Raw genomic sequence first — 13,667 nt, forward strand, 5'->3', positions numbered from 1 at the left:
ATCTCAACGCACGCTTACCGTTTGGGCGGTGGTCACCGCGCCATAATCATTGACCGTCTGGAAGGTAACGTTGCCCTGTACGCCCGTTGGCAGCAGCACCTGCGTATCGCTTTTTGGCGCAACCATGACGTTATCGATCTTCGTTTTCCCCACAGTGAGGTTGACCAGAGTGACGTAATACGCAGACGGATTGTTGATTTTCAGGTGGTTGCCGGAACGGGAAAACTGCAGCATGCCGGGAGCATCTTCCGGGATGTGCGGCAGATTATTTGGGCGGACAAAAAGTTTAATGCGCGACAAAATCGCCAGTTGCAGAACGTTTTTACCCTCAAGGCTGTTCTTGTTGACTGACGGAATGGCTTTCACGTTCATCCAGAACAGCGATTCACGGTCTTTTGGCAGCGGCGCGCCTGCGTAGATGATACGCAACGTGTTTTCACTTTTAGCCTCACTGACAAACAACGGAGGCGTCACGACAAACGATTTTTCTTTAACCCCTGCGCTATTCTCGATCCATGAATTTACCAGGTAACGTTCTTTGGTATCGCTATTGCTAATAGACAGCGAAGTTTGCTTGGCATCAGCTGGATAAATAACACGGGTAGCGCCTAATGCAATGCCGCCGGCTGCCTGCACACTGGCAGCAGAAAATAAGGCCAGTAAAAGGATAAAACCTGATTTTAGATTATTAAACATAGCTACAAATACCTTTGATGCGATTATCGTTGGGAAATAAATCAGGGATAAACCAACGTAAACCACACGTCTGAACGAAGTATTCCCGGTGTGATATTTTCCGAGACGGCCCGATAGCGAGCAGTGAAATGAAACGTCATCTCTTGGGTGATAATCGGCGCGTAATGAAGCGGTAGCGCATTAGGAATTATTTGCCGTTGTCGCTCGTCAAATAACGCCAGACCAACCCCCGAAGATGCAGACGCATCGCCGCTGGCCAGAAAAACCTGCGGATCTTCCGCTGGCGTCACACCGGCAAACGCAATCCCGACGTGGTCATAAACATCAGAACTGCACGATGTTAATCGCAGTGAAAACGGTACGCTGGTAGAGGCAAAGCTTCCCGTTCCGGAGAAGGCATTGGTACGATATTGCCCCATTTGCACCCGCAAATTCTGGCTGTCGGTGGCGACCGTACAGGCGCCGTTAACGAGCTGTCCCCGTAAGTGGAGGCGTCCGCTTTCCAGTATTACCGTATGAGCAAGCGCAGGCATTACGCACAGCATTCCCGCCAGCGCCACGCCTTTCCCTATCATCTGCCGCATCCTTTTTCATCCCCGGATATTGCCTCATCCAATGAGGCGAACATCATCCTTGCGCGAATCTGAACGGCTTATTCGTACTTCATGATAAACGTCGCGTCGGCATTCGCCTGACCCGGCGTAGCGCTGGTCGCGGTCGCTTTATAACGGGCAGAGAAACGCAGGGTGTTGGTCCCTTCTACCAGCGCCTGAGCGGTAGAGAAGGTTGCTCCATCCGGCTTCAGCGCGGTGGACGTATTGTCCAGAATTTCAATCCCTACACCGCCCGCGGTAGTACTGTTATCCGAGGAGGAAACGGCCAGCAGGTTATTGTTAGTGATGTCGGTCTGGCCAGAGAAAGCAACCGCGGCGGTCGCAGCCACTTTCGGGTCGCAGTCGTTCAGTACGATAGTGAACGGGATTTGTGCCGTGGTATCACCGACTGCAGTAAAACTGGCGGTACGATACTGGCCTAACGTAACAACCTGATCGGATGACTGAGTGCTGACGGCACAGGCTGCATTGACCAGTTCACCTTCAAAATGAACAGTACCGCCGCTAACGCTTACCGGATCGGTCGCTGCCGGATCGGCCGCAACCGCTGCGCCCGCGACTAACATCAGGCTGGCAATAACAGAAGAGGCTATTAATTTACGTTTCATGGATTTCCCTTGAATTACACACATCCGGCTCCGGCGTCCTGCGGGATCCGTTTGAATCATTATCGACATTAAATGTCAGGCGAATTATCTCTGCATCCTGTAAAGATATATATCGCAAGAGAATTAGCTAACCTTTACCCAACTCTCCGAGTATTTGATTCACTAATTAATCTTCGCGAATATGACTATTTCGTCACAGCGTTAAATTAAACATTTAAATTAATGAAAAATACCTGCAAATCCTTTTAATGGCCCTGGCTAATTCTTATTGGGATCCAGGAAAAATCCGAGTAAAAATGAGGTAAAAGACATCATAATCAAACGTAACAGACTGGTTTATGGTGCATTAACCTTGAAAATACCAGGGTGATGAGTTGTTTCATTGACGTTAAATTTAATTAGCATGATCATGAATAATGCGCAGGGCTTCAGCGACTGAACCGCCTCTGCTCACTGACCGCTCTCCCCGCGATCGCACGTAAAAACGCAAACGAAAACTGACAGCACGTTCTGCTTCTGACAAAATAGTGACATCCCCTTCGATTTAACGTAACAGATGGAATCCTCTCTCTGATGGCAGCAAAGATTATTGACGGTAAAACGATTGCGCAGCAGGTGCGCTCTGAGGTTGCTCAAAAAGTTCAGGCGCGTTTAGCGGCTGGATTACGCGCCCCGGGCCTGGCTGTTGTGCTGGTAGGCAGCAACCCGGCTTCGCAGATTTATGTCGCGAGTAAACGCAAAGCCTGTGACGAAGTGGGGTTTGTCTCCCGCTCTTATGACCTGCCTGAAACCACCAGCGAGGCGGAGCTTCTTGAGCTGATCGATACGCTCAACGCAGATACCACCATCGACGGTATCCTGGTACAACTGCCATTACCGGCAGGTATCGACAACGTTAAGGTGCTGGAACGCATCGCACCAGATAAAGACGTAGACGGTTTCCACCCGTATAACGTTGGTCGTCTGTGTCAACGCGCGCCGCGTCTGCGTCCATGTACTCCGCGCGGGATTGTCACTCTGCTTGAGCGTTACAACATCGATACCTATGGTCTGAACGCCGTAGTGATTGGCGCTTCAAATATTGTCGGTCGCCCGATGAGCATGGAGCTGCTGCTGGCTGGTTGCACCACTACGGTCACCCACCGATTCACCAAAGATCTGCGTCGCCACGTAGAGCATGCGGACCTGCTGATTGTTGCTGTCGGCAAACCGGGCTTTATACCCGGCGAGTGGATCAAAGAAGGTGCGATTGTGATTGATGTCGGCATCAACCGTCTGGAGAATGGTAAAGTAGTGGGCGATGTGGTCTTTGAAGATGCAGCCGCACGTGCGTCATATATCACGCCAGTACCGGGCGGCGTAGGCCCAATGACTGTCGCCACACTTATCGAAAACACGCTACAGGCGTGTGTTGAATACCATGATGTAAAGGACGTTTAAGATGGCCACATTTTCACTGGGTAAGCACCCACACGTTGAACTCTGCGATTTGCTGAAGCTGGAAGGCTGGAGCGAAAGCGGCGCCCAGGCAAAGATCGCTATTGGCGAAGGCTTGGTGAAGGTCGATGGCGCGGTTGAAACGCGCAAACGCTGTAAAATCGTTGCCGGACAGACCGTCAGCTTTGAAGGCCACAGCATTAACGTCGTAGCGTGACCCGAGTGCCGGATGAGGTTAACGCCCTGTCCGGCCGCTTCCCCGTCTCATTTTCAGATAATAACTTCATCCCCACTTCACAGTGAACAGTTAGCATGTCGTTTTCCCACATGAAGCGAACATCATGCCAACCATCGTTACTCACGCGGCCGTTCCACTCTGTTTAGGATTAGGTCTCGGACTTAAAGTCATCCCCCCACGATTACTGTTTACTGGCGTCATTCTGGCGATGCTGCCGGATGCCGACGTGCTGTCATTTAAGCTTGGCGTCGCCTACGGCAACGTGTTTGGCCACCGTGGATTTACCCACTCACTGCTGTTCGCCTTTGTCGTGCCGCTACTTTGCGTATTGATTGGCCGACGATGGTTTAAAGCCGGATTGATTCGCTGCTGGCTATTCCTGACAGTTTCACTGCTATCGCACAGTGTGCTGGATTCTGTCACCACCGGCGGCAAAGGCGTCGGCTGGCTGTGGCCGTGGTCGGATGAACGCTTTTTCGCGCCGTGGCAGGTGATTAAAGTCGCGCCGTTCGCGCTGTCACGCTACGCGACCCCTTACGGGCATCAGGTGATTATTTCGGAATTATTATGGGTGTGGCTACCGGGAATGATGATGATGGGTGTGCTGTGGTGGTATCGAAAATATTAATCTGCCGGATGCGACGCGCTGCGTCTTATCCGGCCAACACTCGCTCTTTTGTAGGCCCGGTAAGCGTAGGCGCCACCGGGCTTACAGAGTTACTTACGACGCCAGGTGGTGCCCTGCGGACCGTCTTCCAGCACGATGCCCATCTCGTTGAGACGGTCACGCGCGGCGTCGGCCGCCGCCCAGTCTTTCGCCTTACGGGCGTCCAGACGCTGCTGGATTAACGCTTCAATTTCGGCGACTTCACCGTCATCCGTCTGCGCGCCGCTTTGCAGGAATGCTTCTGGATCCTGTTCCAGCAAGCCCAGCACGCTGGAGAGTTTACGCAGATGCGCAGCCATACCGTTCGCCGCCGCCATATCTTCACCCTTCAGGCGGTTAACTTCACGCGCCATATCAAACAGCACGGAGTACGCTTCCGGGGTGTTGAAGTCGTCGTCCATCGCTTCAATGAAACGCGCTTCAAAGGCCTCGCCACCCGCAGGAGCAACGGACTTGTCAGTGCCGCGCAGCGCAGTGTACAGACGTTCCAGCGCAGAACGCGCCTGTTTCAGGTTCTCTTCGCTGTAGTTCAACTGGCTACGGTAATGACCCGACATCAGGAAGTAGCGAATGGTTTCGGCGTCGTAGTATTTCAGCACGTCGCGCACGGTAAAGAAGTTGCCCAGCGATTTGGACATTTTCTCGCGGTCAACCATCACCATCCCGGAGTGCATCCAGTAGTTCACGTATTCGCCATCGTGCGCACAGGTGGACTGGGCAATTTCGTTTTCATGGTGCGGGAACATCAGGTCGGAGCCGCCACCGTGAATATCAAAATGGTTGCCCAACTGTTTGCAGTTCATCGCCGAACACTCGATATGCCAGCCCGGACGACCAGCGCCCCACGGAGATGGCCAGCTCGGTTCCCCCTCTTTGGACATTTTCCATAACACGAAGTCCATCGGGTTGCGCTTCACGTCAACCACGTCAACGCGTGCGCCTGCCTGCAGTTGATCCAGATCCTGGCGTGACAACTGACCGTAGTTCGGATCAGTCGGGACATCGAACATCACGTCGCCATTATCGGCAACATAGGCGTGACCTTTGGCGATCAGCTGTTCGGTGATCTCAATAATCTCGGCGATATGATGCGTAGCGCGAGGTTCCAGATCGGGGCGCAGAATATTCAGCGCATCGAAATCGCTATGCATTTCCGCAATCATGCGATCGACCAGCGCGACAAAGCTCTCGCCGTTTTCATTCGCGCGCTTGATGATTTTGTCGTCGATATCGGTAATGTTGCGCACATACTTCAGCTTATAGCCGAGGAAGCGCAGATAACGCGCAACGACGTCGAAAGAAACGAAAGTACGTCCGTGGCCAATATGACAGAGATCGTAAACGGTAATACCACACACGTACATGCCGACTTCCCCGGCATGAATAGGTTTGAATTCCTCTTTTTGGCGCGTCAGTGTATTAAAGATTTTTAACATCGAAGATTCCGTGTAGACGTGTGTGGGTAATAATATCCGTATAATACATATTATTCGTAATCGAAGCAGCACACTTTGCAAGGTGATCGCAGCTTGCGGTTATGCTATAACACACCCCTAACTCTGACCCTTAACAGGGTCGAAGCACCAATCTATCGGAACAGGATGCAAAAATGGTTACTTTCCACACTAATCACGGCGATATCGTAATCAAAACGTTTGATGATAAAGCGCCTGAAACAGTTAAAAACTTCCTGGACTACTGCCGCGAAGGTTTTTATAACAACACCATTTTCCACCGTGTTATTAACGGTTTCATGATCCAGGGCGGTGGTTTCGAGCCGGGCATGAAGCAAAAAGCCACAAAAGAAGCGATCAAAAACGAAGCGAACAACGGTCTGAAAAACACCCGTGGTACGCTGGCAATGGCGCGTACTCAGGCTCCGCACTCCGCAACCGCACAGTTCTTCATCAACGTTGCTGACAATGACTTCCTGAACTTCTCTGGCGAAAGCATGCAGGGTTGGGGTTACTGCGTGTTTGCTGAAGTTGTTGAAGGCATGGACGTGGTTGATAAAATCAAAGGCGTTTCCACTGGTCGCAGCGGTATGCATCAGGATGTGCCGAAAGAAGACGTCATCATCGAAAACGTGACCGTCAGCGAGTAATCGTGGCGACACTGTTTATTGCAGATCTTCACCTCTGCACAGAAGAACCGGCGATCACCGCCGGTTTTCTGCGTTTTTTAGCCGGTGATGCGCGACAAGCCGATGCGCTGTACATTCTCGGCGACCTGTTCGAAGCCTGGATTGGCGACGACGACCCTAATCCGCTGCATCATCAAATAGCCGCGGCGATAAAAGCACTGGTTGATTCCGGCGTTCCCTGCTTTTTTATTCACGGCAACCGTGATTTTCTGCTCGGCAAACGTTTTGCCCGTGAGAGCGGCATGACCTTACTGCCCGAAGAGAAAGTGCTCGATCTGTATGGTCGCAAGGTGCTGATCATGCATGGCGATACGTTATGCACCGACGATGCTGGCTATCAGGCGTTTCGCGCCAAAGTGCATCAACACTGGCTACAAAAACTATTCCTCGCCCTGCCATTGTTCATTCGCCAACGTATTGCCGCGAAAATGCGCGCCAACAGCAAAGCAGCCAACAGCAGTAAGTCGCTGGAGATCATGGATGTGAATCAGCAGGCCGTTATTGCCGAGCTGGAAAAACATCAGGCCCAGTGGTTAATTCACGGTCATACCCACCGTCCGGCAGTCCACGAACTTACGGCCAATGGGCAACCCGCGTTCCGCGTAGTATTAGGCGCCTGGCACAGCGAAGGTTCGATGATCAAAGTCACACCACACGACGTTGAACTGATCGCATTCCCGTTTTAATTCTGCAAATACCCCGTTCCTCTTTACACAAAACTATTCGAGTTGCATCGAGGCGGCAAATCCGTGAATCCCCTGGAGCTGACTAAAGTAAGTGACTGGGGTGAGCAGATGCAGCCAACAAAGAGGCAGCTTGAAGAGTGAAGTGTAAAGCGCGCAATCGTTTTCCTTGACGGTGAATTATGCTATTCTCTGTGCCCTCAAAAGTCGAGTGTAGTGCACCACAGGAGTTTTCAGACGCATGTCTTCCCGCAATAATCCGGCGCGTGTCGCCATCGTGATGGGGTCCAAAAGCGACTGGGCTACCATGCAGTTCGCCGCCGAAATCTTCGAAATGCTGGACGTTCCACACCATGTTGAGGTCGTCTCCGCCCACCGTACCCCAGACAAACTGTTCAGTTTCGCCGAAGGCGCTGAAGAAAACGGTTATCAGGTGATTATTGCCGGTGCCGGTGGTGCTGCACATTTGCCAGGTATGATTGCGGCGAAAACGCTGGTGCCTGTTTTAGGCGTTCCGGTACAAAGCGCAGCGTTGAGCGGCGTAGACAGTCTCTACTCCATCGTACAGATGCCTCGCGGTATTCCGGTGGGCACGCTGGCGATCGGCAAAGCGGGCGCAGCCAATGCGGCCCTGCTGGCCGCGCAAATTCTGGCAACACACGACAAAGAATTGCATCAGCGTCTGGCTGAGTGGCGTAAAGCGCAAACCGATGAGGTACTGGAGAACCCGGACCCGCGAGGTGTCGCATGAAGCAGGTCTGTGTACTCGGCAATGGTCAGCTAGGACGCATGCTGCGTCAGGCCGGTGAGCCGCTGGGGATTGCGGTCTGGCCCGTCGGGCTGGACGCCGAACCCGCTGCCGTTCCTTTTCAACAAAGCGTGATTACCGCTGAGATTGAGCGCTGGCCGGAAACGGCGCTCACTCGCGAACTGGCGCGTCACCCGGCGTTTGTTAACCGCGACGTCTTCCCGATTATTGCTGACCGTCTGACGCAAAAACAGCTTTTTGACAAACTCAACCTGGCGACCGCACCATGGCAACTGCTGGCGGATAAAAGCGAATGGTCTGCGGTGTTTGACAAACTCGGCGAGTTGGCGATTGTGAAGCGTCGCGTCGGCGGCTACGACGGTCGTGGACAGTGGCGTTTACGCGCGAATGAAACCGAACAACTGCCAGACGACTGCTACGGCGAGTGCATCGTCGAGCGAGGAATCAACTTCTCCGGTGAAGTCTCGCTGGTTGGCGCGCGTGCGCACGACGGCAGCACTGTCTTCTATCCGCTGACCCATAACCTGCATCAGGACGGCATTCTGCGCACCAGCGTGGTATTTCCGCAGGCTAACGCTAAACATCAGGCGCAGGCCGAAGCGATGCTCTCTGCCATCATGCAGGAGCTGGGCTATGTCGGTGTGATGGCGATGGAGTGTTTCATCACCCCGGAAGATTTGCTGATCAATGAACTGGCTCCGCGCGTGCACAACAGCGGGCACTGGACGCAAAACGGCGCCAGCATTAGCCAGTTTGAACTGCACCTGCGCGCCATTACCGGCCTGCCGCTGCCGACGCCGGTGGTGAACAATCCTTCGGTGATGGTAAACCTGATCGGCAGCGACCTGAACTATGACTGGCTGAAGCTGCCGCTGGTGCATCTGCACTGGTATGACAAAGAGGTACGCGAAGGGCGTAAGGTGGGACACCTGAATCTGAGCGACAGCGATACCGCGCGCCTTAGCGCCACGCTGGAAGCGCTCATTCCCCTGCTGCCGCCGGAATATGCCAGCGGCATCATCTGGGCGCAGTCAAAGCTGAAATAAACCGATACGGGAGGTGCGCCTGCGCACGCCTCCCGTTACTTTTACAGACGAATGCAGGTTCCGGCTTTCCCCGCCAACGTGTCTTCAATGCGAGACAGCGCGCCAATCCACGCGGGTTTTCCACGTCGCTTCACGTATCCGCTTACGGCTGTCACCTTTGGCCCCATCGAACCATCGGCTTTAGCAAACGGCGCCAGTTCATCAGGAGAGGCTTGACGAATCGCACGTTGCTCTGGCGTGCCCCAGTTCTCATAGACCGCATCAGCATCGGTGAGGATAACCAGACCGTCGGCATCGATCTGTTCAGCCAGCAATGCCGCCGCCAGATCCTTATCAATGACCGCTTCAGACCCTACCCCTTCCCCGGTCACCGGCACGCCGCCACCGCCGCTACAAATCACCACATGGCCTTCTTTGAGCAAGAGCTTAATGGCATCGCTTTCGACGATCTGGCGAGGCTCAGGCGAGGCGACAACACGACGCAGGTATTTGCCGTCACGTTTCATATGCCAGCCGTAGGTGGCTTCCAGTTGCGTTTGTTCTTCAGGCGAATACACCGGGCCGATAAATTTTTCCGGCGCCATAAACGCGGGATCGTCTTCAGACACCACAATTCGCGTTAACACTGTGGTCACCGGCGGCATCTCCGGTTCAGCGGTCAGACTTTGCGCCAACATATAACCAATCATGCCCTGAGTCTCTGCCACCAGCACATCCAGCGGGTAAGGTTCAACCTCTTTCCAGGCAAGATTCTGTAACGACAACAGACCAACCTGCGGCCCATTGCCATGTACGATGGCCAGGCGGTACGAACGTGCCAGACGCGCCAGGGCAGGTACGGCGCTGGCAATATTACGATATTGATTTTCTGCCGTCAGCGCCTCGCCGCGCTGCAATAATGCGTTGCCGCCAAGAGCAACAACCAGCGTTTTCATTCCCTATCCTTCTATAATTTGTTGCCCAAGCCAGAACCCCAACAGGGTGTCTGCGCCGGAGGTATGCCCGAGCGCCAGCAGCGAATTTATCGCCGCGTCCATCCTTTGTTGTCGGCCCAAAGCATGAGTGAAGTGGAGCAAAGGTGAAGCGAAATATCCTAATGCCGCGTAACGTAAGTAGCTCACGCTAACCACGGTCGTTGCCAGTTGAAGATTGCCGGAATATTCAAAGAAACGATGGCCGGAATCCTTATTCAGCGCGCCGAAATACCAGGCGGCCAGCAGCATTCCGGTCAGCGTATCATCATGGCTGGGCGTTAAACCTGGCCCCTTGCCTAACCACTGCCGCCAGTCTGTCGACAAGCCAGCCAGCGCCGAGAAAAAGCAATGGCGGAACTGACGTAACTCGGGGCACAAAGGCAAATTTGCCGCCAGCATTAACGGCCCGAATAATCCCGTTTCCTCGCCGCGATCCATCCAGGCGGATGCAAGGCGCGGGGCATGTGGACGGGACGTTATTTTCAACGAACAACAACGCTGCGGTTGGCGTAACAGAAACGGTCCCAGCACAATCCCCTCGGGGACAGCCTGAGGGGTTTCGCTACCGCTTAACGCCGTACGCAGCGCATCAAAGTCAGACGCACGGATCACCCATCCTCCCGGGCTAAAACCACTGCCCTGGCGGTGCAGCGTTAACAGTGCGCCCCCTTCGGCCACAAGGTTAATCGAGCGCCGCCAGATCCCGGATAGCTGCCATGACTGGCGAAAATCCGGAGACTGCTGACTGCCCATCAGAGGACGGATGATCATCATGCGCGGCTCTCTTAGCTAATGCCCATACTTTCAGCCAGCGCTTCCAGAGCCAGCTCAAAGCAGGCCAGCGGCGCACGAACGGTGCCCGCGCCGATCTGACCAATACCGGCTTCTTTATGGGCAATACCCGTGTTGATCAGCGGCGTAATACCTGTTTCCACGACGCGACGGATATCAAGACCAAGGCAAGCCCCCTGGAAATCCCAGCCAGGGATCTGCAACTGCATATTGCGTTCCAGATAGATTTCAGCCATCTCCTCGGAAACGGACTTCGCGGCCTCCATTCCTCCGGCGCCGACAAACCGCGTTACGCCAGGGGCCGCGATCATCGCGGCACCGCCAATCCCAAAGGTTTCGGTGATGGCGCTATCGCCCATATCCGGGTTAGCTTGTTCCTGCGAGAAGCCGGTAAAGAACAGCCCCTGCGGTGTGTTAACCGGCGCGGTAAACCAGCGATCGCCAAGTCCGCTCACCCGGATCCCGAACATGTCGCCATTACGGGTCATTGCGGTCACAATACTGCCGGAACGCACCAGTGCCCCGGCATCCATTGCCGCTTTGCAGTAAGCCATCGCCAGGTTAAGGAAGAACTGGTCGGTCACGCTGAGGAAATCCATCACCTCAGCAATCTGCTGCTTATCATGTTCCAGACGGGCAATTTGCGGCGCCAGGGTTCGCATCAGCAGAGCTGAAGAGGCAATGTTGCGCTGATGAAACTCATCGCCCATCGTAATGCCCTGCGCCATCATGGCGGTCAGATCAATACCCTGTTCCAGATTGGCCAGCGCCGCGCTTAAAACAGGCATCAGGACATCGCGCATCCAACGTAGACGCTGCTGGACATCCTCACCATACGCGCCGAAGCGCATCACTTTGCCAATCCCTTCGTTGAGATTGCCGTAAGCCCGGTTACCGTCGGTGATATTTTCCACCACCAGCATCGGCATGCTGGCAGAGGTGATTCCCCCCATTGGCCCCACAGCATTAACATGGTGGCAAGGTACGAACCGGACTTTGCCCTGCTCCAGTAAAGCCAGCGCGCTCATCTCATCATTGGCCCACCCTTCAAACAGACATGCACCAATACAGGCCCCTTTCATCGGACCGGTCATTTCTTGCCAACGCATTGGCGGTCCCGCATGCAGCAGCGTTTTCCCTTCATTGAGCTCGCGGATTAATGAGGAGGCAGGTTGCACATCCAGCCAGTGTGGACGCGCACGACGAATTTGTTCGATTACTGCAGCATTGGCTTGCGCCACTGATGTAAACATTGGAACCCCTTATTGCAAACGTTCTAATAAACGAGCCAGTTTCTTATTACCGCCAGCGACAGGCGCCCACTGGTAATGCACCACAGGCATTTCCGCAGCCTGTAAATCCAGTGCAAAACTGCGTAACCCGGCATTGATGACCGCCACTTTTCCAGTAGCGAAGGTGCGGATTTGTCAGATAACGGTTGAGATGGACGAATCAGTTCGGCGGCAAGCAGCGTTGCCTCGGGCAGTGAATTCACTACGGCAATGCCGGCATCTTCCAGTGTGGCAATCTGCAGTGAGCGACACTGCGGATCGCGTTCTGTACCTGTCACCGTCGCAATCGCATACAGCGGTTGCTCGTGGTCTCGCGCAGCGCACGCCTTCTGCCAGGCCTGAACCAGCGATGCGGCCGGATCTGCCGTCGCGCCGTAACCAATCACGACATCAACTAGCAGCACGCGTACCTGCGGCTGCCCCCCCAGATCCGTAATCAGTTGATTACGTAAGGCAGGGTCAATCATCGGATGCGGCCGCCCGACGGTGTAAAAATCATCCCCCAGATCGATAATCTGGTGCCCGGCGGCATCCAGCATCATGCCATGATGATGTTGTGCATCCGCGGCGACATTCAGATGGGAGGCCAGCAGCCCAGCGGCTTCGGCGGCCAGCGTACCTCCGGTGTATAACCCTCGGATCACACCGTCTCCTGTGGTTGAAAGCGAGCTGCGTCGCGCCGCGACTCTCGCCAGTAAACAGGCCAGACGGGCCGCATCGTCCAGCGTCGCGGCAAACCAGACATTTTCATCGCGAGCGACCGCGGAGGTGTAACCTAAAAACAGAGCTACCACGGGTTTGCCGGTGGCCTTCATCGCGTTCACGATATGCTGGCGAACAGCCTCCGCCGGCGGTTTCGACACAAAAGCCAACACCTGGCTTTTGTCGTCTGCGCCAAGCATCTCCAGCGCGGTAAGCGCGCTAATCCCCCCCACCTCGGCGCTCAGGTCGCGCCCACCCAGACCGATGGCGTGGGTGATGCCTTCCCCGGCCAGCGCTATCTGTGAACAGAGCTCCTGAATCCCTGTCCCGGAGGCGCCCAGCACACCGATATTGCCTTCCGGCATCACGTTGGCAAAAGCCAGCGGCGTACCCGCAATCATGGCAGTTCCGCAGTCAGGTCCCATCACCAGTAGACCTTTATCCTGCGCACGGCGCTTCAGAGCGATTTCATCGTCCAGGGTAACGTTATCGGAGAACATCATGACGTTCAGGTTGCGATCCAAGGCCTGGTTCGCCAGTTCCGCCGCGTATTCACCAGCAACGGAAATGAGCGTCATATTCGCCTCAGGCAGTTTCTGGCACGCGCTTTCCCAGCGTCTGACCTGCAGGAGCGTTTGGCTACCGCCGGTGGCCTGCGCCAGCTGCTGCAACGACTCATCCAGTTGTTGCAGAATGGCCTGTGTAATACTTTCATCAGCCGTTTCAGTACGAATCGCCACGCAAATATCGTTTGGCGTCGCATTATTAAAATCGTCATGCCAAAACCCGGTCGTTTCCAGCAATGATTTATTCGCTGGCGTTCCCATCATGACCGATACATCGTCTACATTTTCGGACTCACTCAGCTTGCGTGAAATAATCATTAAACTGACAGAGTCCTGAAAACACCCTTTTTTAATAAAGGCGTGGATCATAACAACCCCTTAATAATTGCACCCATGGCAATTGCACGAGTAGTGTTAATGTGTAGCTCAAGGTATATATC

At 54.3% G+C, this 13,667-nt stretch carries 14 protein-coding genes and 1 pseudogene; 7 read left to right on the forward strand and 8 right to left on the reverse strand.

Features of this window, described 5'->3' with window-relative positions; translation table 11 throughout:
* Positions 1-3: 3 nt before the first annotated feature.
* From fimC to fimA, 3 genes are all read right to left on the reverse strand, one after another.
* Positions 4-696, reverse strand: coding sequence for a type 1 fimbria chaperone FimC (fimC, locus tag AC534G_RS18575; RefSeq protein WP_038638498.1), 693 nt, complete (start codon positions 694-696; stop codon positions 4-6).
* 41 nt (positions 697-737) lie between these two features.
* Positions 738-1,271, reverse strand: coding sequence for a type 1 fimbrial protein subunit FimI (fimI, locus tag AC534G_RS18580; RefSeq protein WP_087857085.1), 534 nt, complete (start codon positions 1,269-1,271; stop codon positions 738-740).
* 77 nt (positions 1,272-1,348) lie between these two features.
* On the reverse strand, positions 1,349-1,918 hold the full coding sequence (fimA, locus tag AC534G_RS18585; protein ID WP_038638492.1) for a type 1 fimbrial major subunit FimA: 570 nt from the start codon (positions 1,916-1,918) through the stop codon (positions 1,349-1,351).
* 573 nt (positions 1,919-2,491) lie between these two features.
* On the opposite strand from fimA, the gene folD reads away from it, so the two are divergent.
* The 3 genes from folD (at position 2,492) to AC534G_RS18600 (ending at position 4,221) form a co-directional block, all read left to right on the forward strand.
* Positions 2,492-3,358: a bifunctional methylenetetrahydrofolate dehydrogenase/methenyltetrahydrofolate cyclohydrolase FolD gene (gene folD, locus AC534G_RS18590; protein ID WP_003021887.1), complete on the forward strand. Its 867-nt coding sequence runs from the start codon at positions 2,492-2,494 to the stop codon at positions 3,356-3,358.
* Between the two features lies 1 nt (position 3,359).
* A complete protein-coding gene (gene ybcJ / locus AC534G_RS18595; protein ID WP_016152124.1) occupies positions 3,360-3,572 on the forward strand; it encodes a ribosome-associated protein YbcJ in 213 nt (70 codons plus the stop codon).
* Positions 3,573-3,696: 124 nt separating this feature from the next.
* Entirely contained in the window at positions 3,697-4,221 is a 525-nt protein-coding gene (locus tag AC534G_RS18600; protein WP_069324001.1) for a metal-dependent hydrolase, read from the forward strand.
* An 89-nt stretch (positions 4,222-4,310) separates the two neighbouring features.
* On the opposite strand, the gene cysS is transcribed toward AC534G_RS18600, so the two are convergent.
* Positions 4,311-5,696: a cysteine--tRNA ligase gene (gene cysS / locus AC534G_RS18605; RefSeq protein WP_085047594.1), complete on the reverse strand. Its 1,386-nt coding sequence runs from the start codon at positions 5,694-5,696 to the stop codon at positions 4,311-4,313.
* Positions 5,697-5,869: 173 nt separating this feature from the next.
* Between cysS and ppiB the strand changes: the two genes are divergently transcribed.
* The 4 genes from ppiB to purK all read left to right on the forward strand — a co-directional run bounded on the left by ppiB (position 5,870) and on the right by purK (position 8,901).
* Positions 5,870-6,364: a peptidylprolyl isomerase B gene (gene ppiB, locus AC534G_RS18610; RefSeq protein WP_003021875.1), complete on the forward strand. Its 495-nt coding sequence runs from the start codon at positions 5,870-5,872 to the stop codon at positions 6,362-6,364.
* A gap of 2 nt (positions 6,365-6,366) precedes the next feature.
* Positions 6,367-7,089, forward strand: coding sequence for a UDP-2,3-diacylglucosamine diphosphatase (gene lpxH, locus AC534G_RS18615; protein ID WP_110498605.1), 723 nt, complete (start codon positions 6,367-6,369; stop codon positions 7,087-7,089).
* 238 nt (positions 7,090-7,327) lie between these two features.
* Positions 7,328-7,837, forward strand: coding sequence for a 5-(carboxyamino)imidazole ribonucleotide mutase (purE, locus tag AC534G_RS18620; RefSeq protein WP_042309959.1), 510 nt, complete (start codon positions 7,328-7,330; stop codon positions 7,835-7,837).
* Positions 7,834-8,901: a 5-(carboxyamino)imidazole ribonucleotide synthase gene (gene purK, locus AC534G_RS18625; RefSeq protein WP_110498606.1), complete on the forward strand. Its 1,068-nt coding sequence runs from the start codon at positions 7,834-7,836 to the stop codon at positions 8,899-8,901. Before purE ends, purK begins: the two co-directional genes overlap by 4 nt.
* A gap of 41 nt (positions 8,902-8,942) precedes the next feature.
* Here the strand turns inward: purK and AC534G_RS18630 are convergent, their stop codons facing one another.
* From AC534G_RS18630 to AC534G_RS18645, 4 genes and pseudogenes are all read right to left on the reverse strand, one after another.
* Positions 8,943-9,836, reverse strand: coding sequence for a carbamate kinase (locus AC534G_RS18630; RefSeq protein WP_085047596.1), 894 nt, complete (start codon positions 9,834-9,836; stop codon positions 8,943-8,945).
* Positions 9,837-9,839: 3 nt separating this feature from the next.
* Positions 9,840-10,649, reverse strand: coding sequence for an oxamate carbamoyltransferase subunit AllH family protein (locus tag AC534G_RS18635; protein ID WP_110498607.1), 810 nt, complete (start codon positions 10,647-10,649; stop codon positions 9,840-9,842).
* An 11-nt stretch (positions 10,650-10,660) separates the two neighbouring features.
* The gene (locus AC534G_RS18640; protein WP_110498609.1) at positions 10,661-11,920 is read right to left on the reverse strand and encodes a YlbE family protein; all 1,260 of its coding nucleotides are present in this window, start codon (positions 11,918-11,920) and stop codon (positions 10,661-10,663) included.
* A 9-nt stretch (positions 11,921-11,929) separates the two neighbouring features.
* Positions 11,930-13,596 (reverse strand): annotated as a pseudogene (locus tag AC534G_RS18645) (acyl-CoA synthetase FdrA).
* Between the last annotated feature and the right edge of the window lie 71 nt (positions 13,597-13,667).

The organism is Citrobacter sp. CRE-46, from assembly GCF_059615875.1.